General features: G+C 65.1%; 28 protein-coding genes. 11 read left to right on the plus strand and 17 right to left on the minus strand.

What is annotated here, in order from left to right; translation table 11 throughout:
* Positions 1 to 152 precede the first annotated feature (152 nt).
* Genes CAL12_RS10415 through CAL12_RS10445 form a run of 7 tightly spaced genes read right to left on the minus strand, consistent with a single transcriptional unit; the run spans position 153 to position 6373 of the window.
* Positions 153 to 806, minus strand: a complete 654-nt coding sequence (locus tag CAL12_RS10415) for an aspartate/glutamate racemase family protein (RefSeq protein WP_086064406.1) — start codon at positions 804 to 806, stop codon at positions 153 to 155.
* 13 nt (positions 807 to 819) lie between these two features.
* Positions 820 to 1545 (minus strand): GntR family transcriptional regulator, encoded by a 726-nt coding sequence (locus tag CAL12_RS10420; protein WP_086064407.1) that lies wholly within the window; start codon positions 1543 to 1545, stop codon positions 820 to 822.
* Between the two features lie 53 nt (positions 1546 to 1598).
* A complete protein-coding gene (locus tag CAL12_RS10425; protein WP_086064408.1) occupies positions 1599 to 2513 on the minus strand; it encodes a polysaccharide deacetylase family protein in 915 nt (304 codons plus the stop codon).
* A gap of 8 nt (positions 2514 to 2521) precedes the next feature.
* Positions 2522 to 3319: an ABC transporter permease gene (locus tag CAL12_RS10430; RefSeq protein ID WP_086064409.1), complete on the minus strand. Its 798-nt coding sequence runs from the start codon at positions 3317 to 3319 to the stop codon at positions 2522 to 2524.
* Positions 3316 to 4242 (minus strand): ABC transporter permease, encoded by a 927-nt coding sequence (locus tag CAL12_RS10435; protein WP_232464770.1) that lies wholly within the window; start codon positions 4240 to 4242, stop codon positions 3316 to 3318. The genes CAL12_RS10430 and CAL12_RS10435 overlap by 4 nt, the downstream gene beginning before the upstream one ends.
* Positions 4239 to 5339: a heme ABC exporter ATP-binding protein CcmA gene (gene ccmA, locus CAL12_RS10440; protein ID WP_086064410.1), complete on the minus strand. Its 1101-nt coding sequence runs from the start codon at positions 5337 to 5339 to the stop codon at positions 4239 to 4241. Before ccmA ends, CAL12_RS10435 begins: the two co-directional genes overlap by 4 nt.
* Positions 5336 to 6373, minus strand: coding sequence for an ABC transporter substrate-binding protein (locus tag CAL12_RS10445; RefSeq protein ID WP_086064411.1), 1038 nt, complete (start codon positions 6371 to 6373; stop codon positions 5336 to 5338). Before CAL12_RS10445 ends, ccmA begins: the two co-directional genes overlap by 4 nt.
* Positions 6374 to 6767: 394 nt before the next feature.
* Between CAL12_RS10445 and CAL12_RS10450 the strand changes: the two genes are divergently transcribed.
* On the plus strand, positions 6768 to 7403 hold the full coding sequence (locus tag CAL12_RS10450) for a hypothetical protein (RefSeq protein ID WP_232464771.1): 636 nt from the start codon (positions 6768 to 6770) through the stop codon (positions 7401 to 7403).
* A 231-nt stretch (positions 7404 to 7634) separates the two neighbouring features.
* Here the strand turns inward: CAL12_RS10450 and puuE are convergent, their stop codons facing one another.
* From puuE to CAL12_RS10475, 4 genes are read right to left on the minus strand one after another with little or no spacing between them, the layout of a single operon-like run.
* On the minus strand, positions 7635 to 8567 hold the full coding sequence (gene puuE / locus CAL12_RS10460; RefSeq protein WP_086064414.1) for an allantoinase PuuE: 933 nt from the start codon (positions 8565 to 8567) through the stop codon (positions 7635 to 7637).
* Positions 8564 to 9247, minus strand: coding sequence for an aspartate/glutamate racemase family protein (locus tag CAL12_RS10465; protein WP_086064415.1), 684 nt, complete (start codon positions 9245 to 9247; stop codon positions 8564 to 8566). The genes puuE and CAL12_RS10465 overlap by 4 nt, the downstream gene beginning before the upstream one ends.
* Entirely contained in the window at positions 9247 to 10305 is a 1059-nt protein-coding gene (locus CAL12_RS10470) for an extracellular solute-binding protein (RefSeq protein WP_157792953.1), read from the minus strand. The genes CAL12_RS10465 and CAL12_RS10470 overlap by 1 nt, the downstream gene beginning before the upstream one ends.
* A gap of 46 nt (positions 10306 to 10351) precedes the next feature.
* On the minus strand, positions 10352 to 11275 hold the full coding sequence (locus tag CAL12_RS10475; RefSeq protein WP_086064417.1) for a polysaccharide deacetylase family protein: 924 nt from the start codon (positions 11273 to 11275) through the stop codon (positions 10352 to 10354).
* A 384-nt stretch (positions 11276 to 11659) separates the two neighbouring features.
* Here CAL12_RS10475 and CAL12_RS10480 point away from each other — a divergent pair, with 384 nt between their 5' ends.
* From CAL12_RS10480 to copD, 10 genes are all read left to right on the plus strand, one after another.
* Entirely contained in the window at positions 11660 to 12730 is a 1071-nt protein-coding gene (locus CAL12_RS10480; RefSeq protein WP_086064418.1) for an ABC transporter ATP-binding protein, read from the plus strand.
* Positions 12727 to 13608: an ABC transporter permease gene (locus tag CAL12_RS10485; RefSeq protein ID WP_086064419.1), complete on the plus strand. Its 882-nt coding sequence runs from the start codon at positions 12727 to 12729 to the stop codon at positions 13606 to 13608. The genes CAL12_RS10480 and CAL12_RS10485 overlap by 4 nt, the downstream gene beginning before the upstream one ends.
* Positions 13601 to 14434 carry an ABC transporter permease gene (locus CAL12_RS10490; protein WP_086064420.1) on the plus strand — a complete coding sequence of 278 codons (834 nt, stop codon included), beginning with the start codon at positions 13601 to 13603 and terminating at the stop codon, positions 14432 to 14434. Before CAL12_RS10485 ends, CAL12_RS10490 begins: the two co-directional genes overlap by 8 nt.
* Positions 14424 to 15740 carry a Zn-dependent hydrolase gene (locus tag CAL12_RS10495; protein WP_232464772.1) on the plus strand — a complete coding sequence of 439 codons (1317 nt, stop codon included), beginning with the start codon at positions 14424 to 14426 and terminating at the stop codon, positions 15738 to 15740. Before CAL12_RS10490 ends, CAL12_RS10495 begins: the two co-directional genes overlap by 11 nt.
* Positions 15727 to 16500, plus strand: coding sequence for a GntR family transcriptional regulator (locus CAL12_RS10500; protein WP_086064421.1), 774 nt, complete (start codon positions 15727 to 15729; stop codon positions 16498 to 16500). The genes CAL12_RS10495 and CAL12_RS10500 overlap by 14 nt, the downstream gene beginning before the upstream one ends.
* Before the next feature lie 8 nt (positions 16501 to 16508).
* A complete protein-coding gene (locus CAL12_RS10505) occupies positions 16509 to 16979 on the plus strand; it encodes a RidA family protein (protein ID WP_086064422.1) in 471 nt (156 codons plus the stop codon).
* Positions 16980 to 17084: 105 nt separating this feature from the next.
* Positions 17085 to 17534 carry a carboxymuconolactone decarboxylase family protein gene (locus CAL12_RS10510; protein WP_086064423.1) on the plus strand — a complete coding sequence of 150 codons (450 nt, stop codon included), beginning with the start codon at positions 17085 to 17087 and terminating at the stop codon, positions 17532 to 17534.
* A gap of 196 nt (positions 17535 to 17730) precedes the next feature.
* Positions 17731 to 19209 (plus strand): YncE family protein, encoded by a 1479-nt coding sequence (locus tag CAL12_RS10515; RefSeq protein WP_086064424.1) that lies wholly within the window; start codon positions 17731 to 17733, stop codon positions 19207 to 19209.
* 10 nt (positions 19210 to 19219) lie between these two features.
* The gene (gene copC, locus CAL12_RS10520) at positions 19220 to 19582 is read left to right on the plus strand and encodes a copper homeostasis periplasmic binding protein CopC (RefSeq protein WP_086064425.1); all 363 of its coding nucleotides are present in this window, start codon (positions 19220 to 19222) and stop codon (positions 19580 to 19582) included.
* Between the two features lie 4 nt (positions 19583 to 19586).
* The gene (gene copD, locus CAL12_RS10525; RefSeq protein ID WP_086064426.1) at positions 19587 to 20462 is read left to right on the plus strand and encodes a copper homeostasis membrane protein CopD; all 876 of its coding nucleotides are present in this window, start codon (positions 19587 to 19589) and stop codon (positions 20460 to 20462) included.
* A 33-nt stretch (positions 20463 to 20495) separates the two neighbouring features.
* Here copD and CAL12_RS10530 read toward each other — a convergent pair whose 3' ends face one another.
* The 6 genes from CAL12_RS10530 to CAL12_RS10555 form a co-directional block, all read right to left on the minus strand.
* Positions 20496 to 21131 (minus strand): hypothetical protein, encoded by a 636-nt coding sequence (locus tag CAL12_RS10530; RefSeq protein ID WP_086064427.1) that lies wholly within the window; start codon positions 21129 to 21131, stop codon positions 20496 to 20498.
* Between the two features lie 94 nt (positions 21132 to 21225).
* A complete protein-coding gene (gene gcvA / locus CAL12_RS10535) occupies positions 21226 to 22161 on the minus strand; it encodes a transcriptional regulator GcvA (protein WP_086064428.1) in 936 nt (311 codons plus the stop codon).
* A gap of 126 nt (positions 22162 to 22287) precedes the next feature.
* Positions 22288 to 23034: an SDR family NAD(P)-dependent oxidoreductase gene (locus tag CAL12_RS10540; RefSeq protein ID WP_086064429.1), complete on the minus strand. Its 747-nt coding sequence runs from the start codon at positions 23032 to 23034 to the stop codon at positions 22288 to 22290.
* A 136-nt stretch (positions 23035 to 23170) separates the two neighbouring features.
* The gene (locus CAL12_RS10545) at positions 23171 to 24154 is read right to left on the minus strand and encodes an aldo/keto reductase (protein ID WP_086064430.1); all 984 of its coding nucleotides are present in this window, start codon (positions 24152 to 24154) and stop codon (positions 23171 to 23173) included.
* Positions 24155 to 24227: 73 nt separating this feature from the next.
* Positions 24228 to 25727, minus strand: coding sequence for an aldehyde dehydrogenase (locus CAL12_RS10550; RefSeq protein WP_086064431.1), 1500 nt, complete (start codon positions 25725 to 25727; stop codon positions 24228 to 24230).
* A 62-nt stretch (positions 25728 to 25789) separates the two neighbouring features.
* Positions 25790 to 26782, minus strand: a complete 993-nt coding sequence (locus CAL12_RS10555; RefSeq protein ID WP_086064432.1) for a Bug family tripartite tricarboxylate transporter substrate binding protein — start codon at positions 26780 to 26782, stop codon at positions 25790 to 25792.
* Between the last annotated feature and the right edge of the window lie 14 nt (positions 26783 to 26796).

Raw genomic sequence — 26796 nt, forward strand, 5'->3', positions numbered from 1 at the left:
GACGCGTGAAGCAAGGCCGGCATCGATCGACCTCGGACTCTCGAAGAGAGTTTCGGTCGTCGATGTGCCGTAGGCTCCCTTCCGCGTAGCAATCAGCCAGTAGATTTGCGGGGCCCCACGAGTCGGAGACAACTTCACGAAGGGGGCAACATTCAATTCACGGCAAGCATCCTGCGTACCTCAATTGCCGCGGCTTCGACCGCGGAGATGACCGGCACCCTGAATCGCGGCGCCAGCTTCGCCGCCGCAGCGGACAAGGGACCGCCGCCTATCACGACCGCTGCGGCGCCATCCGCCTCAATACACGCGCGCACGGCTTGCGCCAGTTCTTCTTCCTGCTGTCCAGGATTGCTTGCCAGCGCCAAAGGGTCGCTCGCGGCGAGCCGCGTGCCGGTGAAGAGCGCGGTTAGCCCAAGGCGTTCGACGGTCCCCGCTATCGAGTTTTCGAGACCCGGCGTTGTCGTCGCCACCCCGAATCGGCGGCCAGCCTCGGCCGCCAGGCGCAAGGAGGCCACGCCCAAGCCGGTCACGGGGATGGTCACTGCGGCGCGCAGGGCGTCCAGGCCTGGATCACCGAATGCGCCCACGATGATGGCCGACATTTCGTCGGCCCTTTCGATGCCTATCCTGAGTACTTCTTCGGCGGCGATGGCAAGGTCGGCTGGCGTCGTGATCATGGGCGCGCCGCGCTTTGCCGTCTCGCTTGTCATAGCGATTGCCGCCGGCAGGGCAGCACGCAGGATGCCGTGCATCATCGACGTGGTTGCTTCCGAAGAGTTGGGGTTGATGAGCAGGATGGGGCGCATAGCAGGGCTGGGATCAGGGCGGCGTGGGGTCCGCGGGCGCGCCGCCGCTTTCCGCGGCCTGACGCGCCGCCCACATGGCGCTCAAGGTTGCCACCGGATCCTTGGGCGGGGCGGCGACACCCGGCCGCAAGCGTGTCTCGATCAGCGAAAGATGTGTGCGCATGCTGCGCGCCGCGGCGGCGCCGTCGCCCGACAGCATGGCCGTGAAAATATCGCGGTGCTCGTCGCAGGCGCATTGCGATGCCCGCGCCGGCTCGAACACCGCCACCAGCATGGACGTGCGGCTGACCAGCTCCTGCACCTGTTGCAGCACGAAGGTGCTGCGCGTGGCCTCTGCCAGCAGGACATGAAACTCGGCCGACAGCCGTACCGATTCCGCGCGGTCACCGCCTTCCTGCGCCGCGTCTTCGCTGGCTAGGTGCGCCTGCAGGCGCTCGATATCCTGCGCGCTCAAGCTCGACGCCAGATGGCTGGCGATGCCTCCTTCGAGTATGCGCCGCGCTTCGTAGATTTCGCGAGCTTGCGCCAGCGATGGGGCCGCGACAAAAGCGCCGCGATTGCGGATCAACTCGATAAGCTGGTTGCTGCCCAGGCGCAGCAGGATCCTGCGCATGCGCTCGCGGCTTACTCCGAAGACCTCGGCGAGCGCGGTCTCGCGCAGCGGCGAACCGGGCGCCAGTTCTCCCGCGAGCAGCGCGCGGGAGATGGTTGCGTAGATCGCCTCTTCCTGGTCTTTCATGGGCGGAATAGTATCAATGCGGGTGGTGGTGGCAAGGGGCAGCGGGGGACGGCTCAGCCGGCATGGCTCAGCCAGTGCCGGGCGATCTGTTCGCGCGTCGCGACCCAGGCCCCGCCAGATTCGACAATGTGCCGCAGGATACGCTCCAACGCGCCCATACGCGCCGGCCGGCCTATCATGCGCAGGTGCAGGCCGATCGACAGCATGCGCGGCTGCGTCGCGCCTTCACGGCTCAGCCAGTCATAGGCCGCGCACACGTAGTTGGCGAACGCGTCGCCAGTGTCGAAGCGCTGGGTGTTCTGGAATTGCATGTCGTTGGTATCGAAAGCGTAAGGCAGCACGACGTGGCGGCGTCCCGCCACCGGCAGGATGTAGGGCGTGTCGTCGTTGTAGGCGTCGCTGTCATACAGGAAGCCTGCCTCGGCGAGCAGCCGGCGCGTGTTTGGCGAGGGATTGGAGCGCGTGTGCCAGCCGACGGGCGCGCGTCCGGTGGCTGCCTCGATGGCCTGCCGGGTGCGTGCGATGAGATCGCGCTCTTCGGCTTCGCCCAGTCCGGCATGTTTCTGCCAGCGCCAGCCGTGCGCCGCCAGCTCGTGGCCGCGTTCGGTCGCGTGCCGCGCAAGCCAGGGCGAGCGCTCGACCGCCCGTCCGCAGGCGCTCAGGGTGTAGAGCTTGTCGTGGCGCGCGAACAGCTCGTCGATGCGCCAGTAGGCGACGCGGGTGCCGTACTCGAAATGGCTATCGATGCACGCGTCCGGTGTCGGCTGCGGATCGATCACTTCGTAGATCCCTTCGTTGTGCGGGTCGCCATCGGTCATGGAGAACTCCGCGCCTTCCTCGAAGTTGACGACGAAGGAGACGGCGACCCGTGCATCGCCCGGCCAGCGCACGGCGGGTGGACGGTTGCCGTAGCCTATGAAGTCGCGTGCGGCAGCGGTGGGGGCGTGGATGGATACAGGTGCACTCATGGTCAAGATCAAAATTGGGCCAGGCGGCGCATGCCCACCAACCGTTCTGTGATGAACAGCACGATGATGGCAAGCAGGATCAGGCCGGCGGACAGCGCGGCGATGGTGGGATCGGGCGATTCTTCAAGGTAGCGCAGGATCTCGATCGGCAGCGTCTTCTGCCGCGCGTCGGTCAGGAAGATCGAGATCGGATAGTTGTCCATCGACGCCAGGAAGGCGAACAGGCCGGACGTAAGAAAGGCGGGCGCCAGCGCTGGCACCATCACCTTCAGCACCGCTTGCGCGGGCGACAGGCCTAGCGTGCGCGCCGCCTCAAGGAGCCGCATGTCGAACAGTGCCAGGCTGGCATGCACCGTGCGGATGACATAGGGCAGGGTGATCACGATGTGGCCGATGATGAGGGCACTCAAGACGTCGCGCAGCCCAAGCTCGCGCAGCAACTGCAGCAGCGCCACGCCGATGACCAGGCCCGGCATCAACAACGGCGATACCAGGAAGGCCAGCAGCGCGTCGCGCCCCTTGAAGCGTCCATGTGCGATGGCAAGCGCGCACAGCGTGCCCAGCACCAGGGCGGCGGCCGTGGACGCCAGCGCGACGTTCACGGACAACAGCAGCGTCTGGCCCAGGCCGTCCTTGTGCAACACGGCCTGGTACCACCGCAGGGACCATTGCGGCGCTGGCAGGTTGAAGACGGGAGAGCTGCTGAAGGAAACCAGCACCACCACGACCAGCGGCGCCAGCATGAAGATGGCCACCAGCAGCAGCAGGAGGCCGCCACCCGCGCGCGTGAGTTTGTTAGTGCTCATGAGGTGCCCTTGTGTGCGGATCCCAGGCGGGCGTCGACGCGGCGTGCAAGCCAACTGCTGATGAGAACGATCAGCACGGCCATTGCCAGGAGCACCACCGCCATGGTCGAACCGGCCTGGCGGTCGCGCATGAACAGATAGGCGCGCGCCACGAGCGCCGGCAGGGTCTGGAAGCGATCGCCCACCACCAGCGCCGGTATCACGTACATGGATACCGCCATCGAAAACACGAAGGTGCAGCCGGTGATGACGCCGGGCACGGACAGGGGCCAGACGACGTGCCGGAACTTGTACATCGCACCCGCGCCCAGCGTGGCGGCCGCGTCGGTCAAGCGCCGATCGATCTGCCGCGCCACGGTGAAGATGGGCAGCACCATGAAGGGCAGGAACACGTGGACGGCGGTAATCACCAGGCCGCGCTCGTTGAACAGCAGCTTGAGCGGATCGTCGATCAGCCCGAGTTTCATCAGGGTCATGTTGAGCAGGCCGTTGCTGCGCAGCAGGATGGTCCACGCGAAGCTCTTCACCACGACGCCCACCGACAGCGGCAGGATAAGGACCAGGAACATCAGGCCCTGTACAGCCAGTGACGCGCGTGCCATCGCAAAGGCCACCGGGTAGCCGATCAGCAGGCAGATGCCAGTGACGATGCCTGCGATCTTCACCGTATTCCAGATCACGGTCAGGTGATAGGCATCGCTGAAAAAGGCGGTGTAGCCGTCCAGGCTGAAACCGCCGTCCGTGGCGCGCAGGCTGGTCGCCAGCAGGAAAACCAGCGGCAGCGCGAAGACCAGCGACAGGTAGCCGACGCCGGGCAGGGCGAGCCAGCCGATGCCGAAGCGCGGTGCGCCGGTTTTGCGGCCCGATGCCGAGGCGGCCACGGCGGCGGGGGCGATGGGGGATGAGGTGCCGGCTTCGCTCATGATGCCTCCGGCGCGGGGAACACCAGCGTTTGCGCGACGGGCCAACCTAGCGCGAGACTGTCGCCCGGGCGAGGGGCAAGGCCCGTCTGGGCCGGCAGTTCGGCCACGATCTTCTGGGTAGCCGCAGCAGTGCTTGTGGCCGCATCGCCATCGAAGTAGATCAGGCGGCGCGCGCCCAGGTAGGCCGTATCGCTGACCTTCATCCGCAGCGTGTTGGCTTGGCCGCCGGCTGCCGCCGCGTCGCCCAGGCCGATGGACTCCGGCCGCACGGCCAGCACCACGCGGCTGCCCACGGCGGCGGTCGAAGGCGCCGTCATCGATCCATGCGGCGTTTTTACTTTGACCACCCCGTCCATGGCGGTTTCCACCTGGCCTTCGAACTGGCTGGACAGCCCGACGAAATTCAGCGCGAACAGGGTGCGCGGCTTGGCGTAGATGGCTTCCGGCACGTCGAGCTGCTCGATGACGCCGCGGTTCATCAACGCGATGCGGTCCGACATGACCAGCGCTTCGTCCTGGTCGTGCGTCACGAAGATGGCGGTGATGCCGGCATCGCGCAGGATGCGCCGCAATTCGATCTGCATGTGTTCGCGCAGCTTGCGGTCCAGCGCGGAAAGCGGTTCGTCCAGCAAGATGAGGCGTGGCCGCGTCGCCAGTGCGCGGGCCACGGCCACGCGCTGCTGCTGGCCGCCCGACAGCGCGGCGACGGGGCGGTCGGCGAGCGCGCCTAGCTGCACCGACTGCAATGCCGCGCGCACCCTGGGCGCGCGCTCGTCGCGCGGCAGCCCGTGCGCCTTCAGGCCGAACGCGATGTTCTCCGCCACGGTCAGGTGCGGAAAGAGGGCATAGTTCTGGAACACCACCCCGATGTTGCGGCGGTGCGCCGCAACGCGGGTGAGATCCGTTCCATCGATGGTGATACTGCCGTCGTCGCAGGGGGTCAGGCCCGCGATCAGCCGCAGCAAGGTGGTCTTGCCGCAACCCGATGGGCCCAGCAACGAGAGAAACTCGCCCGAGGCCACCGACAGATCGAGTCCGTCGACGACCGTCTGGCCGCCGTAGCGCTTGGTGACGCCAGCCAGGTGCAGGGCGCTCATAGCGCCATCTCGCGGTCCCAGCGTTCAACCCAGCCCTTGCGTTGCTCGCTGATGTAGCTCCAGTCGGGAACGAACACCTCGCCCTTGGGGACGCCTGCGGGCGCGGCCACGGTCGTATTGGCGGGCAAGGCCAGCGAGATGTCCGCGATCTGCTTTTGCCAGGCGCCCAGCATGGCCTCGATGAATGCGTCGGCGAGTTCGGATTCCGGGCCGCCCTTGACCTTGGCGATACCGGTGGGCATGGCCATGCCGCCTTCCTTGGGCAGCACCAGGTCGATCGGCGCGCCCTTGGCTTTGCGCTCGAAGGCATTGAAGCCGATCATGCCGCCGATGGCGGTGGCTTCCCCTTGCTCCAGCAGATTGAGGGCCTGCGGCAATTGCGTGTAGACGGTCAGCAGGTTCGGCTTGAGCGCCTTGAGCTTGCGGAAGGCGGCGTCGGGCTCGTACTGGGCATCCTTCATCGACTTGCCGGATTCGAGCGCGGCGGCGACGAGGAACATCGCCAGGCCTTCGGTGTTCTGCAGCGAGGGGATGATCAGCTTGCCCTTGTAGGCGGGCGTCCACAGGTCGGCATAGCTGGGGACCTGGCGGACTTGCGCGGTGTTGATCGCCACGCCGGTGGTCGACTGCATGTAATTGGCCCACATGCCGTCCATGTGCACGGTCCCTGGCTTGAGCTTGGCCAGGCTGGGCACCTGGGCGGCCGTGATCTTCTCCAGCACGCCTTCCTTGATGGCCTGGATCATCACCGGGTCATCCATCAAGACCACGGACATGTACTGATGGCCTTTGTTGTTGACCATCTTTTCCAGGTTGACCAGCGAACGCGTGCCTTCGAACAGCACCTTGCAGCCGGTCTGTTTCTCGAACACCGGTATCAGTGGATCGAGAAACGCCTTGTGGCTGCCGGCCCCGCCGACCACGAGTTCCTTGCCCTTGTTTTGTGCATGCGCCCAAAGTGGTGCGGCCGCCAGCGGGGCCGCGAGCAGGCCCTTGATGATGCTCCTGCGTTTGACGCTTGATACCGATTTCATTGCGGTTCCCCTTGCCGAGCGACGCTTTGGTCGTGGTGATTTGGACGGTAGGAGCCGGTTTTTCCTAGCTCCAAAATAGTGCACAATCCTTGGATGATTGTGCACATAGTCATCTAGGAAGCAAAAGGGATGCCAAGTTCGTCATGAAAAACGCCCCGACCCGCGATTTCGCGGAGAACGGGGCGTTTGACTGCCGGTGGAATGCATTGCGAATGCCGCCGGTACGCAGATAGCACTTCGTCAGCGTGGATCGTCGACACTTTGCGCTGCCGGTCGGGGCAAGGCTAACTTCAGAGGCATTGTGGCGATTCTAGAGAGCTCCCTCGATGCAGAACCTGCTGCCTGTCGGCTGGTTATCGTCGAAGGCATTATGGGGTCGGGAAAGTCGACCACAATGCGCTTTATCGCCAAGGCTCTTGAAGACGCTGGGCGGTCGGCCTTGCCGGTGCATGAAAGGACGGACCCGCACCCGGTGAGGGCGACGGACGAACTGGAGCATTGGTTCGAGCCGTGGCGGGATACCACTCCGCAGGATCTTGCTGAACGAGCGCTCGCCAGATGGGCGGCGTTTGTCGAACGGACACAGGATGGCTCGGCCATCCCGGTACTCGATGGCCAACTGTTCCATGGGGATCTGACGCATCTCCTGCTGATGGACGCGGAGCTGGCTCTGATTTCGGACTACGTTGAAGCGTTGGCTGCGACCATTGCGCCGCTCAATCCATTCGTGCTTTACCTTTGGCAAGATGATGTCGACAAAGCGATTCGAACAGTCTGTACGGAGCGCGGCCCGGAGTGGGTCGACTATCAGGTGAACTGGAAGCTTGCCGGACCGTACTGTGTCCGTAAAGGCTATCGAGGGCTGGAGGGGTTGGTTTCCCTGTATCGCGATTACCGGGGACTGACCGACGAGCTTTTCCGCCGGCTGCCGCTGACGAAATTGGCGGTGGAGAATTCCCGAAGAGATTGGCCGGCTTACCAGCAGCAGATTCTTGCGGCCTTGGCGCTACAGGGACATCGTGGTACGTGATCGCGGTGTTGCCGCCTGCCATGCGCAGCTCGGGTTTGTTGCCCTATTCGATCGTCGTTCACTTCGAATCCGATCACCCTGAGTCAGCCGCGGTGAACACGGAAGTCGAATTCTATGAGCGGCACGGTGTCCCCCACCGCACCTTGCGGGACGGTGAGGCCTTGGTGATCGATGGGGCAGGGTGTGACGTTGTGGGCGGAACGAGCGGTTAGTCCGAGCTAACGTTCGGCATCACGCCGGATGCCGCGCGGCCCAATGCCGGGCGATATCGATGCGCCGGCATACCCATACCTTGTTGTGGCTTTGCACATGATCCAGGAACCGCTGCAAGGCGACGAAACGCCCTGGCCGTCCGAGCAGCCGGCAGTGCATGCCTATCGACAGCATCCGCGGCGTTTCGGCGCCTTCGGCGTACAGCACGTCGAAGCTGTCGCGCAGGTATTCATAGAAGTGCGTCGCGGTGTTGAACCCTTGCGGGGTGGCGAAGCGCATGTCGTTGGTGTCCAGTGTGTACGGGACGACCAGGTGCGGCGACGCTTTCCCGTCCGAGCTTGTGACGCGCGTCCAGAACGGCAGGTCGTCGCCGTAGTAGTCGCTGTCATACTCGTAGCCGCCCTGTTCGACCAGCAGGCGGCGGGTGTTGGGGCTGTCGCGGCCGGTGTACCAGCCCAGCGGCCATAGGCCGCCGGTCAGCTCGCGCAAGCTCTCCGTGGCCAACCTCATGTGCTCGCGTTCGGTGGCTTCATCGATGTTCTGGTAATGCAGCCAACGCCAGCCGTGGCAGGCGATTTCATGGCCGAGTTCGACGCAGGCGCGGGCGACGTCCGGGTTGCGCTGCAAGGCCAGCGCGACGCCGAACACCGTCAACGGCAGCCCGCGGCGCTCGAACTCGCGCAGGATCCGCCATACGCCGACGCGGGAACCGTATTCGTAGATCGATTCCATGCTCATGTGGCGGGCGGGATAGGCCTCGGCGCCGACGATTTCCGACAGGAAGCGCTCGGATACTGCGTCGCCATCCAGGACGGAGCTTTCAGCGCCTTCCTCGTAGTTCAGGACGAATTGGACAGCGATGCGGGCGCCGCCGGGCCAGTCGGCGAATGGCGGCTTGGCGCCGTGGCCGATCAGGTCGCGGGGATAGGGACCTGCATGAGAGCTCGTCATGGTTGTGATCCTAGATTCGTCAATTCGCGCGCGATGTGCAGTCCGCACATTACGCTATCCAGCACCGTGATGCGATTGCGTCCCACGGGCGCGGTCGGCGCCAGGCCGCCCAGGCCCGCGCCGCCGACGATGACGACGTCGGCATAGTCCTCGTCCGCGCAAAGCTGGGCGAGCCCCGTGATCTCCGCCTGCATGCGCACGGGGTCGCCCGCGATGGCGGGGTCCTGGGTTTCGAAGGTGCGTACGCTGACCAGCGCGCCTGGTACCGCTTGCTCGGACACGGTCGTGGCAAACATATCCGGCAGCAGTCTACGCCACCCGGCGCCGGCCGTGACGACGGCCCAGCGTTGGCCTGCCCGGGCGGCCAACCTGACGGAGGCGCCCAGCAGGCTGACGGCAGGGCGGCCCGCCACTGCCTGCAAGCCCGTGGTGTCCAGGTCAGCGAAGCAGCCGAGCAACACCGCATCGAACAGATCGCCATCCGCCATGACGTCCCGCAGGCGCGCATTCGCCGCCCGGGCGCCGACCGCCATGGCGGCGGCGTCGCCGATATAGGGCAGCCCGCTGGCGGCGGTCTCGACGCGGAGCTGCTCGCCCTGCGCCAACCCGGCCGACAACACCGACCGGAGGCGGGCGCTGACCGCCTCCGACGTGTTGGGGTTGAGGACGAGCAGGCGCATCAGCTGCGACGGAATTCGCGGTTGAAGCGGTCGATCAGCTCGCGACGCTGGGCCGCGATGGGCGCCCAGTTCATATTGCGCGACTTGAGCAGTTCCTCCAGATTGGGCGCGATCTGCGCCAGGAGTCCGGAGAAGGGCACGTCGCGGTTGCTCGGCACGTTGTAGTAAGGCTCCTTCGCCAACTGCGACTGCACCCCGGCGTCGATCTGGGTGTTGATATAGGCGGCGGCCTGCGCCTTGTTCTTCGAGCCTTTGACCAGGTGCGCGATGTTGCTGACGATGCCCCAGCCTTCCTTGGGCTTGGCCAGCGCGATGTCCACGCCACGCGCGCGCAGCGGTTCGACGACGCTCAGGAACCCGACCGCGATGTCGGCCTGCCCCTGCTGGAACAGCGGACCCACCGCGCCGGGGTTCGGCGGAATGGTGGCGAGGTTGGGCTTGAGCTTTTCCAGGGCTTTCCAGGCCGGTTCCAGGTCGGTTTCGCTGCCGCCGTGCATCTTGGCCAGGGCCACCATCCACGTCGCGCCTATCGTGGTGTCGGGGCCGTTGATCAATACCCGGCCCTTGTACTCGGGGCGCCACAGGTCTTCCCAGGACGTCGGCACGTTCTTCACGGTGCGCGGGTTGTACGCGATGCCGAAGACCTGTAGCGCGGCCATGGCGCCATAGCCGTCCTTGCCGACCAGGCCGGGCGGTAGCTTGGCCAGGTTGGGCATCTGCGCGACGGGCAGCGGCTCCAGCAGGTCCTGGGCGCGCGCCACGATCTCGGCGGGTTCGTCGATCAGGATCACGTCGTAGGGCGGGGCGTTCTTGGATGCCGCCAGACGCGCAAGCGCATCCACCGCCAGCACGGGGCTGATGCTGACTTCCCCCTTCGTGGCCTTGGCGTAGGCCGGCACGATGACGCTGCGCGCGGCTTGCTCCCAGGTGCCGGGGAAGGTCTGCACGACGATGCGTGCGTCGGATTGCGCGCGCGCCAGATTGGGCAACGCACCGCTGAGGGCCAGGCCGGACAGGCCGGCCAGCACGTGGCGGCGGGACAGATTGATGTCTTTCATGAAGCGTTTCCTTGCAGGGAGAGGGACAGACGCCAAGGGATGCGCATTAGCGCGCGGGAAAATGTTCCTGCCAGTAGTGGGCCAGGTCGATGCGACGAGGCGTCCAGACCTCGTCGCCATAGCCATCCAGCAGATCCAGGATGCGTTTGACGGCGGCAAAGCGCCCGGGGCGGCCGACGATGCGCAGATGCAGGCCGATATTGAGCAGTTTGGGCACGCCACGGCGGCCCTCGTCCAGCAGCACCTCGATGGCGTCCCTGACGTAGTCGACCATGTCGTCGGCGCGGACGAATCCATTGGGGTGGAAGAACTTCATGTCGTTGCTGTCGAAGGCGTAGGGCAAGACCATCAAGGGACGATCGCCCGGTTTGTCGGGGGCCGCCCAATACGGCAGGTCGTCGTCCAGCCCGTTGCTGGTGTAGAGAAAGCCTTCTTCGCGCAACAGCTCGCGCGTCCAGGGGCTTTCGCTGCCCCGGCAGAAGAAGCCCGCGGGCGCTGACCCGGTGACCTCACGCATCACGGCCACGCAGCGCCGCAGGTCGGCCTGTTCGGCCTCGCGGTCGTGGTAGTCCGCGTGCGGCCGCCAGCGCCAGCCATGGCAGGCGGCTTCGTGTCCGGCTTGCACGATGCGCCGGGCGATCTCCGGCGAGCGTTCGACGGCGCGGCCGCACATATAGAAGGTGGCATGGCGCTTGTGTTGCTCCAGCGCGTCCAGGATGCGCCAGATGCCGGCACGCATGCCGTAGGCGAATTGCTGTTCGGTGCCCTGGTCCCAGCGGCCGGCCGGCACGACGCTATGGATTTCGGCGACGCGTTCGGCGGTGGCGTCGCCGTCGGCGATGGTCCATTCCGCGCCTTCTTCGAAGTTCACGGCCAGCGAAACGGCCACGCCGGCGCCGTGGGGAAAACGGGCTCGCGGGGGATTGCCGTTGTAGCCATGCAGATCGCGGGGTAGCACGCGCTCGTTCATTGAAACTGTTCCAGGAAGTCGGAAGGGCGGGCGGCGCGCGGTCTGGTTGGTGGACCGTGGCGGCCGGGTTGCATCCCAGGGTTGTATGCAATGCATATGCCAACTTCGGTTCGGGAAAACCCGTGGCGTTCCGGAGGCGCCGTCTGGGCGCTTTCTCCTATGAAGATAGGAATTTCATTCGACTTTGGCGGATCGGATACGCCCAGATTCGGTGCACACTCATATCGAAAATGTGCACATTTCATATTGAGGTGTGCACGCTTTTGGGCGAATGCGAGGTGCTCGGCGCCGGCCCGCAGGGGCGAATGGGACGCAAAAAATGGCATGGATATTGCATTGACCTAGGCGCCTGCTTTCCACCCGCCATCTGAAAGGACGCCACGCATGGTGACCGACCGCGCCTTCCTTACCCTCGACGACATCCAGGTTCGCTATGGCGATGCCGTGGCCGTCGACCATATCGATCTGGAGATCAACGCGGGTGAATTTGTCGCCTTGCTGGGACCCAGCGGCTGCGGCAAGACCACGCTGCTGCGGGTGATCGCCGGTTTCGTCCGTGCCAATGGCGGTGCGGTGCGCCTGGACGGGGTGGATATCTCCACGCTGACGCCCGAGGCGCGGCGCATCGGCATGGTGTTCCAGAACTACGCGCTGTTCCCGCACATGACCGTGGCGGACAACATCGCCTACGGACTGCGTGCGCATCGGGCGCCCAAGGAAAGCATCGTTGCCAAGGTGCGGGAGATGCTCGACGTGGTCCGCATGAATGGATATGAAAAGCGACTGCCCAGGCAGCTGTCCGGCGGCCAACAGCAGCGCGTCGCCTTGGCTAGGGCGTTGGCCATTTCACCGCGCCTGCTGCTGCTGGACGAGCCCCTGGGCGCGCTGGACAAGAACCTGCGCGAGGAAATGCAGAACGAGTTGCTGCGCATCCAGCGCGAGTTGGGCATCACGACCATCATGGTCACGCATGACCAGGAGGAAGCCATGAGCATGGCCGACCGCATCGCCGTCCTGAATGCCGGCCAGGTCATGCAGTTCGGTACCGCCAGCGAAATCTACGACGCGCCCGCCACGCCCTTCGTCAGCGGCTTCGTGGGCAATTCGACATTCCTGGATGGCGTGCTGGGCAGGAGCGATGGCGAGCACTGGACGCTCCGCACGTCCGGTGGCGTGGAGCTGCGCTTCCAGTCGGCCGGGCCGTGCCGGCGCGTGGGCGCGGCGCGTATTGCGCTGCGTCCCGAGCAGATCGAGCTGTGCGACGACGGCGCCGCCGCCGTGGTGCGCTATGCCCGGCCCATGGGCCCCAGCACCCGCGTGGGCGTCACGCTGGACGATGGTACCGAGCTGCAGATCGCCGCGCCTCGCGAGCGCGGCGCCGATAACCTGCCCGCGGGCGCGCGCGTCCAGGTGCGCATCAATCCGCGTGCCGTTTGCCCGGTGTTCCTGCCATGAGCAGCGCCACCGTGCCCATGCCGCTGCCCACGATGGCGCGCAACCGGCGACCGGACGCCAGCGTCCTGCTGGCGCTGCCGCTGCTGGTGTATTTCCTGATCTTCGTGCTGGCGCCGCAAATCGTGTTGCTGGCCATGAGCGTTCGCGGCCAGGACGGCGTATTCACGGCGGCGAACTTCGGGCGCGCGCTGTCCGACCCTATGACCTATGGCGTCCTGTTCGGCACGCTGCGGCTGGGCGTGTATGCCACCCTGGCGACCATCCTGGCGGGCTTTCCTTATGCGCTCGCCATGGTTTCGGTGGGCCCCCGCCTGCGTTCGGCCATGCTGCTGCTCGTGATCCTGCCGCTATTGGTCAGCGCGATCGTGCGCACCTTCGGGTGGCTGGTGACCTTGGGCAACCAGGGGCCCATCAATGCGCTGCTGCTGTGGCTGGGGTGGATAGACCATCCGATCCGCATACTGTTCACCGAATCGGCGGTGGTGATCGGCCTGACCCAGATCGAGCTGCCCATGATGGTATTGGCACTCTATACGGTGCTGTCGCGCGTCGATGGCAGCCTGGCGATGGCCTCGCGGTCGCTGGGTGCAGGGTACTGGCGCACGTTCGTGCAGGTGCTGCTGCCCTTGAGCGTGCCGGGGCTGATAGGCGGGGCGGCGCTGGTGTTCGCGTCCGCCGTGGGGGCTTTCGTGTCGCAGACCATCCTGGGCGGTGGCGGCCTGCTGTATATGCCGATGTACATCTACCAGCAATCCATCCTAAACCAGGATTGGGGCTTCGCGGCGGCGCTGGCGGTGATCCTGATGATCACGGTAAGCGCCATCATCTTCGCCGGCACCGTACTGGCACGGCGGTCCCAGGGGTACATCCATGGCTGAATCCACCATCGGCATCCGGATCGGGCGACGCGTCGACGCGGTCACCTGGCGGTTCGCCTCGTTCGCGACGCTGGCGCTGGCCGTCCTGCTGCTGCTCGTGCCGACCTTCATCGCGTTGGCGGCTTCCTTCAACGGCGGCGAGTCGCTGCGCTTTCCCCCGCGTGACGTGTCCTGGCGCTGGTACCAGGCCTTGTGGAGCGAATCGGATGACATTTGGGAGGCATTCGCCATCAGCCTGCGGGTGTCCTTGCTGGCCACGCTGGGGGCCGGCGTGATGGCGACGTTGGCCGCCCTGTATCTGTCCAAGCAGCGCACGGCCTGGGCCCGCGCGCTGGAAACGTTCTTCCAATCGCCGATGATGCTGCCCGGGATCAGCCTGGGATTGGCCATGTTGGTGTGGTTGCAGACGATAGGCGTGCCGCTGTCGTATTGGAGCCTGGTGATCGGCCATATGGCGATCTCCACGCCTTACATCATCCGCACCGCGCTGATCGGCTTCAGCCAGATCGACCCCAGCCTGCTGGAAGCCTCGCGCAGCCTGGGGGCCAATGGCACTCGGACCTTCGTGCGGATCACCTTGCCGCTGGCCATGCCGGCCGTACTGGCGGGCAGCTTTATCGCCTTCATGTTCTCGTTCGACAACGTGCCGGTCTCGCTGTTCCTGTCGGATGCGCGCATCGAGGTGCTGCCGATCCGGCTGTGGAACCTGATAGAGAACCTATTGGACGTGCGCGCGGCGGCGGTCGCCGGTGTCCTGATTATCTTCACCATTGTTTTCGCGCTCGTCATGGAACGGGTGCTGGGAGTGTCTCGCTATGTCCGCTGAGTCTGTGTCCGTCGATTCCATGGCTGCCGCGCTGAGCGCGGACCTCGATGCCGAAACCGCCTTGGCCGCGGAGCTGTTCGACACCTTGCGCAGCCGTTCGCGCAGCGCCCTGGGCGTGACCCGGGCGTCTTATGGCGAAGGCGAGCAGATGGCGCACGACCTGATGCGTGAATTGGGGCGGCGCCTGGACCTGGAAGAGCGGATCGATGCGGCGGGAAACCTGTACCTCACCTTGCCGGGAACGGACCGTGACCTGCCCGCGATCATGACGGGATCGCACCTGGACTCGGTGCCGGATGGCGGCAACTACGACGGCGCGGCCGGCGTGGTCGCCGGCATGGCGATGCTGGCCCGCTGGCGCCGGGCAGGGCGCCTGCCCCGGCACGACATCACGGTGATGGGCGTGCGGGCCGAGGAACTCTCGTGGTTTCCGGCGCCCTATATCGGCAGCCGGGCGGCGTGGGGCTTGTTGGAGCCTGAGGCCTTGGACCAGTGCGTGCGGCCCGACACCGGCCGCACGTTGGGCGAGCACATGGCGCAGGCCGGTTTCGAGCCGGACCGCATACGCCGGCAAGAGCCCCAATTGCGTGTCGAGGACATCGAGTGCTTTCTTGAGCTGCACATCGAGCAGGGTCCGCAGCTGGTGCAGGAAAGCATCCCGGTCGGCGTGGTGACGGGGATTCGAGGAAATCTGCGCTACAAACATTGCCATGTGATCGGCCGCTACGGCCACGCGGGCGCCGAGCCGCGGCGTTCGAGGCAGGACGCGGTGCTGGCGGCCGCCGAGTTCCTCAACCGGCTGGAGGCGATGTGGATCGATTACGAATCGCGCGGGCTGGACCTGGTCTGCACCGTGGGGCAGTGCCATACGGATACGAAAGTGCATACGATGACCAAGATCCCCGGCGAGCTCTGGTTCAGCATGGATATCCGCAGCCAGGATAACGACCTGCTGATGCGGATCGACCGGACTTTGCGCGAGATGGCGGAGGAAATCGGTAGCCGGCGTGGCGTGAAGATCGACCTGGGCGCGTATACCAACGCCCTGCCCGGGCCGATCGCGCCGGTGCACCGCGAACGCCTGGTCCGGCTGGCAGGCGATCTTGGAATCGAGCACATCCAGATGGCCAGCGGCGCGGGCCATGATTCGGCCGTCTTCGGCATCAGCGGCGTGCCTACCGCGATGATCTTTGTGCGCAATGAGCATGGAAGTCATAATCCCGACGAGGCCATGGAGATCGCGGATTTCGCCCAGGGCCTGAAACTGCTGGTCGCGGCCGTGGAGGATATCGATGCCAGTCACTGAGGGGTCCAGGTCGAGCACCAGCGACGCGGACGAGATCGTCTACAACCTGATCCGGCGGGCGATTTTTTCCGGCCTGCTGCGTCCGGGGTTGAAGCTGCAGGAACCGCGCATCGCGCGGGTGCTGAATGTCAGCCGCGAACGCGTGCGCAAGGCGCTGCAACGCCTGACCCATGAGAAATGGCTGGACTCGGTTCCGAATCGCGGGACCTTCATTCCGGTGCCCACGGTCGAGGAACTGCACGCGATCTACGACGCGCGCAAGATCCTGGAGCTGGGCGTGACGCGGCAGGTGGCCGAACGGCGGCGGGTGCTGGCGGTGCATCGGCTGGCGGAGCATGTGGCTTCCGAACGGGACGCGGCGGAACGCGACGATCGGGCGCTGGCGTTCCGGTTGTCCGCCGAATTCCATTTCCTGCTGGTGGAGCTGACCGGCAATCCTTATCTGGTCGACATGCACCGGGGCTTGATGCAGCGCTCGTCGCTGCATTTTTCCCTGTTCGCGCCTGCATCGCTGCACGAATGTACGTCGCATAATTGCGCGGGGCCGCATGAGCATGAAGGTATCATGCAGGCGATCCTCGATGGCAATGGCGCGCGGGCCGAGAAGCTCATGACGCATCATTTGAATGAGTTGGAAACGCTGCTGGCGTTGCGCCGGCAGAAGTTCGATTTCCTGGAGATCGACGAGGCGTTCGCGCGCCTGGCGCATCAGGATGAGGAACGCGAGGCCCAGATGCTGGCCTCGTCTACGCTTACTTAAGGAAAATCATGACCTTATCCATTGCCGACCGTCTGCGTGAACTGGGCATCGAATTGCCCAGCTTGCCCAAGCCCGCTGGCAGCTATGTCCCATTCCGCCGCCATGGCGACCTTGTGTTCCTGGCGGGGCAAACCAGCTCACGCGACGGCAAGGCTGTCTACAGCGGCCCGGTCGAGGGACCGGACGACATCGAACGAGGCTACGCCGCCGCGCGCCTGTGCGCCATCAACATGCTCGCGATATTGCAGCATGCCTGCGATGGCGACCTGGAGCGTGTCGGCGGGTGCCTGAAGGTCAACGGCTACGTTTTGGCCGCGACCGGTTTCGAATCCGTGCCGGCCGTGGTCAACGGTGCGTCCGACCTGCTGGTGGAAGTCTTCGGTGATGCCGGGCGGCACGCACGCACGGCAGTGGGCGTGGCGACCTTGCCGCGCAACGTGACGGTGGAAGTGGAAGGGACGTTCTTCCTGAAGTCCTGACATCGCGTTCCGCCCGGAATGTCACAAAGCGGGCGTGTCATCCGTCTAAGAGTGGAAGGCCGGAAATCTGGCCTTCTACGTTAAATCTTGGAAGGATCGAACACTATGAACCGCGCGAATTGGTTCGCCGTCTCCCCAGAGGGTGCAAAGGCAGTCGGCGTCCTGCATCACTATGTCGTCAACGACACCAACCTGCCCAGCGCTCTCGTCCATCTGGTCTTCCTGCGCGTGTCGCAGATCAATGGGTGCGCGCACTGTATCGACATCCACACCCGCGATCTGCTCAAAGAAGGGATGTCGGTCGACAAGCTCGTGCTGATTCCCGTTTGGCACGAGGCCGAACATCTGTTCACCGACCAGGAGCGTGCCGCGCTGGCCTGGGCTGAAGAAGTCACGCGCGTGAGTGAAACGCACGCATCCGACGAAGCTTATGCGGCCGCACTGGCTGCCTTCGATGAGAAGGACCTGGTGGACCTGACCCTGACCATCGCGGCCATGAATGCGCTCAACCGGCTGGGCATCAGTTTCCGATTGAAGCCTCGGGCAAGGAGCTGACCTAGCGGGCTGCTGGACTGTTCAGGAACCAGTAACCGAAGCATCCGAAAAAATTTCGCTCGTGGGTGGAAGGATACCCGGCCCCGGTACGTCTACACGGGTATGGACGGATTCTGGAGCGGGAGCTTGATCCCGTTCCGGCCCGCGCCGGCAATCCCTCACTACCACCCATCGTGTTGTCAGGAGCGAATAGGAAATGAAACGCACATTCGTGTTCAATGTGTTGGCAGCGGCCGTGCTCGGTACCGCGAGCGTGTCGTCGTTTGCGGGGCAGGCGCCGGGCGCCGCCGGCGTACCGGATGTTGCGGTCAGCCACCGCGATCGCATCTATGCGGCCGAACAATTCTCGAACACGGTCTCGGTTACCGACCCGGTCGACAATCGCCTGCTCGGCGTGATCCGGTTGGGCGACCCGTCGCCGGGGAACTTTAGCCCCCTGTATCGGGGCCAGGTCCTGGTGCATGGCATGGGTTATTCGCCCGACCACCGCACGCTGGCCATCGTCTCGATCGGCTCGAATTCGGTGACCTTCATCGATACCCAGACCAACACGGTCAAGCACACCACCTATGTCGGTCGTTCCCCGCACGAAGCGTTCTACACGCCCGACGGCAAAGAGGTCTGGGTGACGGTGCGCGGCGAGAATTATGTCTCGGTCATCGACGCCAAGACGTTCAAGGAGAAGACGCGGATCACGACCGCGGCCGGCCCGGGCATGCAGATCTTCTCGCCCGACGGCAAGTATGGCTACGTGTGTTCGTCGTTCAATCCGGAGACGGTGATCGTGCAGGTCTCCGACCACAAGATCGTCGGCAAGGTGCAGCAAGCCAGCCCCTTCTGCCCGAACATCGCGGCCACGCCGGACGGCAAGCAGGTCTGGTTCACCTTGAAGGATGTCGGCAAGACCCAGGTCTTCGACGCCAAGCCGCCGTTCAAGCTGCTCAAGACCCTGGACACCGGCCCCATCACGAACCACGTGAATTTCGCGCGGACGTCGAAGGGCACCTTTGCCTACGTCACCATAGGCGGGCTCAACCTGGTGCGAGTGTTCCGCACCGACAACTACGAACAGGTCGCCACCGTTCCAGTCGGCAATCTGCCCCATGGCGTGTGGCCCTCGGGCGACGGCACCCGCGTGTACGTCGGCCTGGAGAACGCCGATGCCCTGGCCGCCATCGATACCGCGACGAACAAGGTCGTGGCCGATGTGCCGATCGGCCAGGCGCCGCAAGCGATTGCCTATGTTCCCAATGCAGTGCCGGAAGGCGACGGAATGCAGAACCTGCAACCGCTTGGCGTCGCGGGGCAGGCGGCGCATCTGACGCTGGGGGCGGTGAAGGATGGAAAGCCCGTGGCCGGCGACGTGGCGCCCACGTCGGTGGCGCTGTTCGATCAGGGGCTGCTGCAGGTCCTGCAGGCTTCGGCGACGGGTTTGAACCCCAAGCAGCCTTATGTACTGGCACTGTCCGGACAGGCCGATGGCAGTGGTCCCCTGCAGCCGCTGGCTGCCTTCATGACGAATCCGGCGGGCTCCGCCATCGTCAACGCAATCGGCCCGATCCGTCAGGTGGTGCAGCAGGATGCAACCGCGAACGACGGTCGCCGCTATCTGGTGATTGCGCCGCAGGTCGACGGCAAGCCCGGCACGCCGGTGCAGGTCCAGGCGGCATCCTGACGAGGTCATCATGGGCGTAAAGTCGTTCATTGCCATGGCCATCCTGGCCGTGGCGCCGCAAATGGTTTGGGCCCATGCTCATTTCGTTGCCTCGACACCCGCGCCCGGCGCGGTTGTCGAGCGCACGCCGGACAAGCTAACCTTGCGGGTCACGGAAGGCCTGGAACCGATCTATTCGAAGCTGGTCCTGCTGGATGCGGCGGGCCAGACGGTTTCGACAGGCGTGTCTTCGTTGGTGCCGGGCGACGATAAAACCCTGGCGCTGCCCATCGACCGGCAGCTTGCGCCCGGCGTCTATACGGCCAGATGGCAGGTCCTGTCCAAGGACGGCCACAAGACGCAGGGAAGCTGGTCGTTTACCGTCCGCCCCTGACGCGATGCTTGCCACATTCGCTACCTGCCGCTTCCTGGCTTACGCAGCCTCGGTGTTGCTGTTCGGAACAAGCGCCATGCTCGCACTGGCCGACTCGCGGGGCTTGCGTTCTGCTCTGGAATTGGCGGTGCGGCGGTCGATGCTGATCTCCGCGTTCGTGGGCATGCTGGCGGTACTGGCCATGCTGCCGCTTCAGGTCGTCAACATCGCGGAAGACTGGCATTCGGTCATGGACGGGCACATGCTGGGCGCCGTCGCATTCGAAACGCGGTTCGGATGGGCCTGGTGTACGCGGGTCATCGCGGTTGCCGCCGTGACGCTGGCGATCGTGCTTTTTCCCGCCGGCAAGGTCAGGCTCAAGCTGTGGCTGACGGCGAGTGCCTTGCTGCCGGCCGGCTTGAGCGGGCACGCCGCCATGCAGGAGGGTTGGCCCGGCGTGGCGCATGCCGGGTGCGACATGCTCCACTGCCTGGCGGCCGCGTTCTGGATCGGGTCCTTGCCAGTGTTTCTATTGCTGTTGAGGCTTTACGAGGATCCTGTTCGTAAGCAACACGCCACCCGCGCCTTGATGCGGTTTTCGTTTCTGGGGCATTGCGCCGTTGCGACCCTGTTGATCAGCGGGCTGGTCAATTCGGTGTTCATTCTCCAGTCCACCACGATCAGCCTGGCGTCGCGCTATCAGGAACTGTTGCTGGTCAAAGTATTCGTGGCGATCGCGATGGTGGCGCTTGCACTGCTGAACCGATACCGGTGGATCCCGCTCGTCCGAACCAGGAAGCGGGCAGCACTCCGGCAGATCCGGCGCAACACGGTCCTGGAAATCCTGGCTGGCGGTTTCGCGCTGGCCTTGGTGTCGGTATTCGGGCTCCTGTCGCCGTAGCGGGGGGGCAAAGCGAAATGACGACCGCTGAACCTAGCGGCGGGAGACAATTGCCCTGAGCGCTGCCTGCGCCGCGTGCAGTGGCTTGGGTCCGGCCGCTACCCGGTCGGCGGCGGGACCCATCCAGGGATGGGCGTAGGCGACCACGTCGGCGCCTTGCCGGTACGCGTCTTCGGCCGCGAGCGCACAGGTGTTCAGGCAGGCTTCCAGATCGCCGGCCTGAAACAGCGGCCACGCTTCGGGGATCAAGCGGACCGTCACGCTGGATCCGGTGCCGGCGGCGTAACGTTCGAACAGCACGCGATTGGGTTCGATGGTCGAAGCGACCGCGCAGAGGACGGTGATGTTATTGCCGGCGCGGGAGGCTGCTTCCGCCAACGCCGCATCCGCCCGGATGATGGGAATGGCGAACCCGCTCATGGTGTCGACGGCGGGACCGAGCGTGGCGCAGGTCACGACGATCGCGTCGGCGTCGGTGGACAATTCCCGCAGGATAGCTTCAACCGCGCGGTGGGCATCGCCATCCGGCGCTGGCTGCAGATCCATTGCCTGCCGGAGATCCGCGCGGACGGTATGGCGCAGGTTTTGTGCGGGCCAATCTTCCAGAAGAGCCGCCTGTTGGAAGATCGCCTCGTTGGCCGGTATCGTGTGCAAAAAGGAGAGTCGCATCCTGTTCGATCCTGTCGGAATGACGTTCAAGCCGAGATTGTTCTATCGGCCCGATACTGGAACAAGATCATCTCTGATACCGGTATTGGCGATACTACGCTGACCTTCGCTTGCGCGGCCGAGCTCCGGCTTCCGTGAGTAGCCATTCCTTGAAAGCCACCACCGGCGACGCATTCTCGCTTTCTTTGCGGTGTACCAGGTAGTACGCGAGTTCGCAGCTTTGCGTGCCGGCGAAAGGGCGAACGAGGCGACCTTCGGCCAGGTCCTTGTCGACGAGCGTGGTCCTGCCGAGCGCGACGCCGTTTCCGGATATCGCCGTCTGGATGGCCATGGCCGAATCGTTGAGCTGCAGCCCGCGATCGGAGTCCACGCTTTTGGCCACACCCGCCTTTTGAAGCCATGAACGCCATGTCGGAAACGCCGCAAATCCGACCATGGATAGATCATGGATCAGTTGGTGGTGCCGCAAATCCGCCGGCGTCCTTAAAGGGTGTTTGCCTTTCAGTAGCGCTGGACTGCAAACAGGGAAGAACTCATCGCGCAGCAGGTAGGTTGAGACCAATCCAGGCCATACGCCGGCGCCATACCGTATGCCGACATCGATGCGCTGGGCGGCGAAGTCCACCAGGTGGCCGCTGGTGTCGATGCGTATGTCGTAATAGGGGTGCCTTTTCTGGAAGGATTCCATGCGCCACAACAGCCACTTGTCCGCGAAAGCGGGCGGCACGGTCATGGTGAAGACGATGCGGGATTTGTAGGCGCGCAGGCGCTCGACGCCGGTGGACAGCAGGTCGAACCCCGCCTGCAGGTCCGGCAATGCCAATCGGGCGGCGTCGGTCAGCGCCAGGCGGGACGGGCCGGAGGTGGAGCGATGGAACAGCTCGATATCCAGGTAGCTTTCGAGCCCGCGTATCAGCTGGCCGACGGCGGCGGGCGTGACGTTCAGTTCGGTCGCCGCCGTGGTGTAGCTCAGGTGCCGGGCGACGGCCTCGAAGGCGCGCAGGGCGTTCAGGTTGCTGGGGGCTCGCATGTCGGTTGGTCAGCCGGTCCGGATAGTTGGATGATTTTTCCAGCGTGGCGGGTGCCGGTCAATCGCGGCCGCGACCCTGCCTGATATCAAGGCGGGGCGCGGCCGCTGGCGGGACATGCCTGCGTCTCAGATCTGCGACAAGCCGCCATCCACGACCAGTTCGGTGCCAGTCATGTAGGAAGCGTCGTCGCTGGCCAGGAACAAGGCGGCCTTCGCCGCTTCCGAAGCCTTGCCAACGCGTTTCAGGGGGACGGCCCCGACCAGCGCTTCGCCAGCCTTCTTCAGCGCTTCTTCGGGCAAGCCCATTTTGCTGGCGAAGGGCGTGTCGATGGGGCCGGGGCTGATGGCATTGATGCGGATGCCGCGGGGCGCGAGTTCCGCGCCCAAGGATCGCACCAGGGAGCGCACGGCGGCTTTGCTGGCGGACAGGATGGAGAGGCCGGGCGTACCGACCTGGTTCAGGAAGGAGGTCGTCACGACGATGCTGCCGCCATCGCGCAGATGCGGCGCCGCCTTCTGGATGGTGAAGAACAGCCCATGGAAGTTGAGCCCGAATTGCTCGTCGATCTGCGCCGGCGTGATGGCTTCCAAGGGCGCTGCCTTGCCCGCGCCGGCATTGGCGAAGACGACGTCGATATGCCCATGGGTTTCGACGACTTCCGCCACGGCCTTGTCGATCTGCGCGGGATCGCGCAGATCGGCGCGCAGGGCAATGACGTCGGCGCCGATCTCGTGTTCGGCCGCCCGCAGGCGGTGTTCGTCGCTGCCGATGATGGCGAGCTTCGCGCCTTCATCGCGGAACAGTTTGGCGGCCTCCAGGCCGATGCCGGAAGTGCCGCCGGTAACCAGTACGACCTTGTTCGCGAATTTCATGTCGATAGTCCTTGTCAGTCGGGCCGGCGGGATGCCGTGCTCCATGGACTCCACTATCGACGTTGGCGCGCGGCGCGACAAACGAGAAGATCTGCCGCGCCGGAAAAGAAAAACTATCCGGGGCGTAGCGAGAGCGTTACCGTCCGCTTTCCAGGCGTTTCATCGCGGATTCCGGATAGCGCTGGCCCGCGATGGCATCCGGGGCGAATACCTCGTCCAACTTTTCCCAGAACACGGCCGGCAGCTCCAGCGAAGCGGCCAACTGTGCGTCGCGTACATGCTGCGGCTCGGTCACGCCGACGATGGGGCTGACCTCGCCACGGCGTCGGCACCATGCCAGGGCAAGCTGCGCGGCGTTGACCTTGGCTTGCGCGGCCAGGTCCTTGAGCAGCTCGACCAGCTCCAGGTTCTTGTAGAAATTCTCGCCCTGGAATCGAGGCATATCGCGCCGTTGGTCGCCGGGTGGCAGATCGTCCGGGGATTTCAGCGCGCCACTTAGGATGCCGCGTCCCAGGGATGCATAGCCGAAGAACCAGGAGCCATGTTCCCGCAATACCGGGATGATGTCGGTTTCGGGTTCGCGGCTCCAGAGGGAGTATTCGCTTTGCACGACGGCCACCGGGTGGATCGCGGCGGCGCGGGCGTATGTCTTCGGACCGACTTCGCACAGGCCCAGCGCGCGGACCTTGCCTTTCTCGACCAGGCGCGCCATGGCGCCGTAAGTGTCCTCGATAGGCACATTCGGATCGACGCGATGCAGATAGAACAGGTCGATGACGTCCGTGCCCAGCCGCTGGAGGCTGGCATCGCACGCGGCTTCGACGCGTTCGGGGCGAGCGTCCAGGCCGCGCTGGTCCGCGCGCTCGCCGAACAGATAACCGAACTTGGTGCACAGGACGACGTCGCGGCGGCGGCCGGCGATGGCCTTGCCGACCAGGACTTCGTTGGCGCCGTTCGCATAGAGATCGGCGGTGTCTATCCACCGGCCGCCGTGGCTCAGGTAGTAATCCAGGGTTTCAAGGGATAGCGCGTCGCTGCTGGGGCCGTAGTAGCCGGTCATGGCCATGGTCCCGAGGACAAAGGACGGCGCGGTATCGGCCAGCGTGTTGGAGGGCTTCATTGCGGGAATTCCGGTGGGGTGGCGATGACGCCGGCACAGGGCGTCATCCGGGGCGGGCATGCAGGGCAGTGATTCAACCCAGTACGAAGGGGTTTTCGCGTCGCGGCGACGGCGTTATCCAGACGCTCTTCACCTGCATGTATTCCTTGATGGCGTCGACGCCGCCTTCGCGGCCCATGCCGCTGCGCTTGTAGCCGCCAAAGGGCGAGGTGAAGCTGGTGGTCCGGTAGTTGTTGACCCAGACGGTGCCCGCCTGCACGCGTTCGACGCACGTCATGGCACGGCGCAGGTCCTGGGTCCATACCGCGGCCGCCAGGCCGAAGTCGGTGTCGTTGGCGATCCGGATGGCGTCTTCCTCATCCTTGAAGCGGATGACCGTCAGCACCGGGCCGAAGACTTCCTTGCGGGCGATCTCCATCTGGTTGTCGACGTCGGTAAAGATCGTCGGCGCGACGAACTGGCCCTGGCCATAGCCCTCGCCGTTCAGCGCATGGCCGCCCAGGATGCAGCGCGCGCCTTCCGCCTTGGCGATTTCTATCATGCGCATCACGTGCTCCCATTGCTGGCGCGTGGCGATCGGGCCCAACTGGGTTTCGGGCAAGGATGGATCACCGATGCGCGCCTGGCGCGTCAGCTCCACCAGCTTCGCGACGAAGTCGTCGTGGATGCTGTCCTGGACCAGCAACCGCGAGCCCGCCATGCAGGTCTGGCCGGCGGCGGCGAAGATGCCGGCGATCACGCCCTTGAGCGCCTGGTCCAGGTCCGCATCGTCGAAGACGATATTGGGCGATTTGCCGCCTAGCTCCAGCGTGACGCGCTTGAAGCCGCTGGCGGCCGCTTCGTTCACCTTCTGGCCGCCCGCATCGCCACCCGTAAAGGCGATTTTCTTCGTCAGGGGATGGCGGACCAACGGATCGCCGATCTCCGCGCCGTATCCGGTCACCACGTTGACGACGCCCTTGGGAATGCCGGCCTGTTCGGCCAGTTTGGCCAGTTCCAGTATGGACGCCGATGCATGTTCGGACGGCTTGATGACGATGGTGTTGCCAGCCGCCAGCGCCGGGGCCATCTTCCACGCGGTGAGCGACAGCGGCGAATTCCAAGGCGTGATCGCGACCACCACGCCGAGCGGTTCGTAGCGGGTGTAGTTGATGACGCCGGGCTTGTTGACCGGTATCACGTCGCCACCGACTTTGTCGGCCAGGCCGGCGTAGTAATAGAACCATTGCGCGATGTTCATCACCTGGCCGCGCACTTCCGTGATCAGCTTGCCGTTGTCGCGCTGTTCGACACGGCCCAGATGGTCGGCATTGGCTTCGATCAAGGCCGCGAGCTTGCGGAGCAGGGCGGCGCGCTGGGTTGCCGTCAGCGTCGGCCAGGGGCCGGACGTGAAGGCCGCATGCGCGGCACGCACCGCGCGATCCGCATCGGCGGCCGACCCGCGCGGAATGCGCGCCCAGACCTGGCCGGAATAGGGTTCGATCGAGTCGAACCATTCTCCGCCGGCCGGGTCGGTCCAGGCGCCGTCGATGAAGAGTTGATATTGGCTGAGATTGCCCGAATTGGTGCTCATGCGCGCTGCCTGTATGGGTGATGGAAAATCCGTGCCGGAATGATCGTCATGGCGCGCCGCGCTCAATCGATCTTCAGATTGCTGCTCTTGACCAGATCGTCGAACTGGGCGACTTCGTCGCGCAGCTGCTTCTCGAAGCTCTGCGGCGTGCTGTCGGTGATGGGTTGCAGCCCGGCTGTCGCCATCTGGGCGGCGAACTCGGGCGTGCGGGCGGCGCTTTGCAGCGAACGCGCGAGAAGGTCGATGACGGCGGGGGGCGTGCCCTTGGGCATCATCAGCCCGTACCAGGAGTCCAGGCGGAACTGCTTCAGTTCCGGCTCGCTGCTGGATTCGGCGAAGGTAGGCACGTCGGGCAGCAGCGGCGAACGCGCCGGCGCCGCAACGGCCAACGCGCGCACCTGACCGGCCTTGATCTGCGGCAACACCGATCCCAGCGTGGCGAACGACATGGCGACGTGACCGGCCATCACATCGCTGATGGCGGGCGCGGCGCCCTTGTACGGCACGTGCAGGATCGAGGTGTGGGTCAGCTTCTTGAACAGCTCGGCGGACAGGTGCGGCGTGCCGCCGCTACCGGCCGACGCGTAGGAGTACTTGCCCGGGTTGCTGCGCAGCACCGCCAGGAATTCCTTCAGGTCCTTGGCGGGGAAGTCCTTGTTGACGACGAGCACCGTGGGGGCGACCGCGACCGCGGCGACTGGAGCGAAGTCGTCGATGCTCTTGAAGGGCAGATCGCGGTAAAGCACCGCGTTGATGGTGTGATTCGTCGCGGCGATCAGGCCCGTATAGCCGTCGGGGGTGGCGCGTGCCACCATGGCCGCGGCGATGGTGGCATTCGCGCCTGGGCGGTTTTCCACGATCACGGTTTGTCCCAGGCTCTTGCCGAGATCGTTGGCCACGACGCGCGCCACGATGTCGGTTGGTCCGCCTACCGCGAAGCCGACGACAAGGCGGACCGGGCGTACGGGGTAGTTGTCGGCTGCCATGACGGTGGTCGTGGCGATAACAGCCGAGGCCGCGACGACAGCGCGGCCCAGGAAAGTGCAAAGTTTCATGGGTCAATTCCAGA

Source organism: Bordetella genomosp. 8 (assembly GCF_002119685.1).
Classification (GTDB): domain Bacteria; phylum Pseudomonadota; class Gammaproteobacteria; order Burkholderiales; family Burkholderiaceae_B; genus Bordetella_C.

Excerpts from the sequence above, each read along its gene's own strand:
- CAL12_RS10415 (WP_086064406.1), bottom strand. The coding sequence starts at position 806 with ATGCGCCCCATCCTGCTCATCAACCCCAACTCTTCGGAAGCAACCACG.
- CAL12_RS10420 (WP_086064407.1), bottom strand. The coding sequence starts at position 1,545 with ATGAAAGACCAGGAAGAGGCGATCTACGCAACCATCTCCCGCGCGCTG.
- CAL12_RS10425 (WP_086064408.1), bottom strand. The coding sequence starts at position 2,513 with ATGAGTGCACCTGTATCCATCCACGCCCCCACCGCTGCCGCACGCGAC.
- CAL12_RS10430 (WP_086064409.1), bottom strand. The coding sequence starts at position 3,319 with ATGAGCACTAACAAACTCACGCGCGCGGGTGGCGGCCTCCTGCTGCTG.
- CAL12_RS10435 (WP_232464770.1), bottom strand. The coding sequence starts at position 4,242 with ATGAGCGAAGCCGGCACCTCATCCCCCATCGCCCCCGCCGCCGTGGCC.
- ccmA (WP_086064410.1), bottom strand. The coding sequence starts at position 5,339 with ATGAGCGCCCTGCACCTGGCTGGCGTCACCAAGCGCTACGGCGGCCAG.
- CAL12_RS10445 (WP_086064411.1), bottom strand. The coding sequence starts at position 6,373 with ATGAAATCGGTATCAAGCGTCAAACGCAGGAGCATCATCAAGGGCCTG.
- CAL12_RS10450 (WP_232464771.1), top strand. The coding sequence starts at position 6,768 with ATGCGCTTTATCGCCAAGGCTCTTGAAGACGCTGGGCGGTCGGCCTTG.
- puuE (WP_086064414.1), bottom strand. The coding sequence starts at position 8,567 with ATGACGAGCTCTCATGCAGGTCCCTATCCCCGCGACCTGATCGGCCAC.
- CAL12_RS10465 (WP_086064415.1), bottom strand. The coding sequence starts at position 9,247 with ATGCGCCTGCTCGTCCTCAACCCCAACACGTCGGAGGCGGTCAGCGCC.
- CAL12_RS10470 (WP_157792953.1), bottom strand. The coding sequence starts at position 10,305 with ATGAAAGACATCAATCTGTCCCGCCGCCACGTGCTGGCCGGCCTGTCC.
- CAL12_RS10475 (WP_086064417.1), bottom strand. The coding sequence starts at position 11,275 with ATGAACGAGCGCGTGCTACCCCGCGATCTGCATGGCTACAACGGCAAT.
- CAL12_RS10480 (WP_086064418.1), top strand. The coding sequence starts at position 11,660 with ATGGTGACCGACCGCGCCTTCCTTACCCTCGACGACATCCAGGTTCGC.
- CAL12_RS10485 (WP_086064419.1), top strand. The coding sequence starts at position 12,727 with ATGAGCAGCGCCACCGTGCCCATGCCGCTGCCCACGATGGCGCGCAAC.
- CAL12_RS10490 (WP_086064420.1), top strand. The coding sequence starts at position 13,601 with ATGGCTGAATCCACCATCGGCATCCGGATCGGGCGACGCGTCGACGCG.
- CAL12_RS10495 (WP_232464772.1), top strand. The coding sequence starts at position 14,424 with ATGTCCGCTGAGTCTGTGTCCGTCGATTCCATGGCTGCCGCGCTGAGC.
- CAL12_RS10500 (WP_086064421.1), top strand. The coding sequence starts at position 15,727 with ATGCCAGTCACTGAGGGGTCCAGGTCGAGCACCAGCGACGCGGACGAG.
- CAL12_RS10505 (WP_086064422.1), top strand. The coding sequence starts at position 16,509 with ATGACCTTATCCATTGCCGACCGTCTGCGTGAACTGGGCATCGAATTG.
- CAL12_RS10510 (WP_086064423.1), top strand. The coding sequence starts at position 17,085 with ATGAACCGCGCGAATTGGTTCGCCGTCTCCCCAGAGGGTGCAAAGGCA.
- CAL12_RS10515 (WP_086064424.1), top strand. The coding sequence starts at position 17,731 with ATGAAACGCACATTCGTGTTCAATGTGTTGGCAGCGGCCGTGCTCGGT.
- copC (WP_086064425.1), top strand. The coding sequence starts at position 19,220 with ATGGGCGTAAAGTCGTTCATTGCCATGGCCATCCTGGCCGTGGCGCCG.
- copD (WP_086064426.1), top strand. The coding sequence starts at position 19,587 with ATGCTTGCCACATTCGCTACCTGCCGCTTCCTGGCTTACGCAGCCTCG.
- CAL12_RS10530 (WP_086064427.1), bottom strand. The coding sequence starts at position 21,131 with ATGCGACTCTCCTTTTTGCACACGATACCGGCCAACGAGGCGATCTTC.
- gcvA (WP_086064428.1), bottom strand. The coding sequence starts at position 22,161 with ATGCGAGCCCCCAGCAACCTGAACGCCCTGCGCGCCTTCGAGGCCGTC.
- CAL12_RS10540 (WP_086064429.1), bottom strand. The coding sequence starts at position 23,034 with ATGAAATTCGCGAACAAGGTCGTACTGGTTACCGGCGGCACTTCCGGC.
- CAL12_RS10545 (WP_086064430.1), bottom strand. The coding sequence starts at position 24,154 with ATGAAGCCCTCCAACACGCTGGCCGATACCGCGCCGTCCTTTGTCCTC.
- CAL12_RS10550 (WP_086064431.1), bottom strand. The coding sequence starts at position 25,727 with ATGAGCACCAATTCGGGCAATCTCAGCCAATATCAACTCTTCATCGAC.
- CAL12_RS10555 (WP_086064432.1), bottom strand. The coding sequence starts at position 26,782 with ATGAAACTTTGCACTTTCCTGGGCCGCGCTGTCGTCGCGGCCTCGGCT.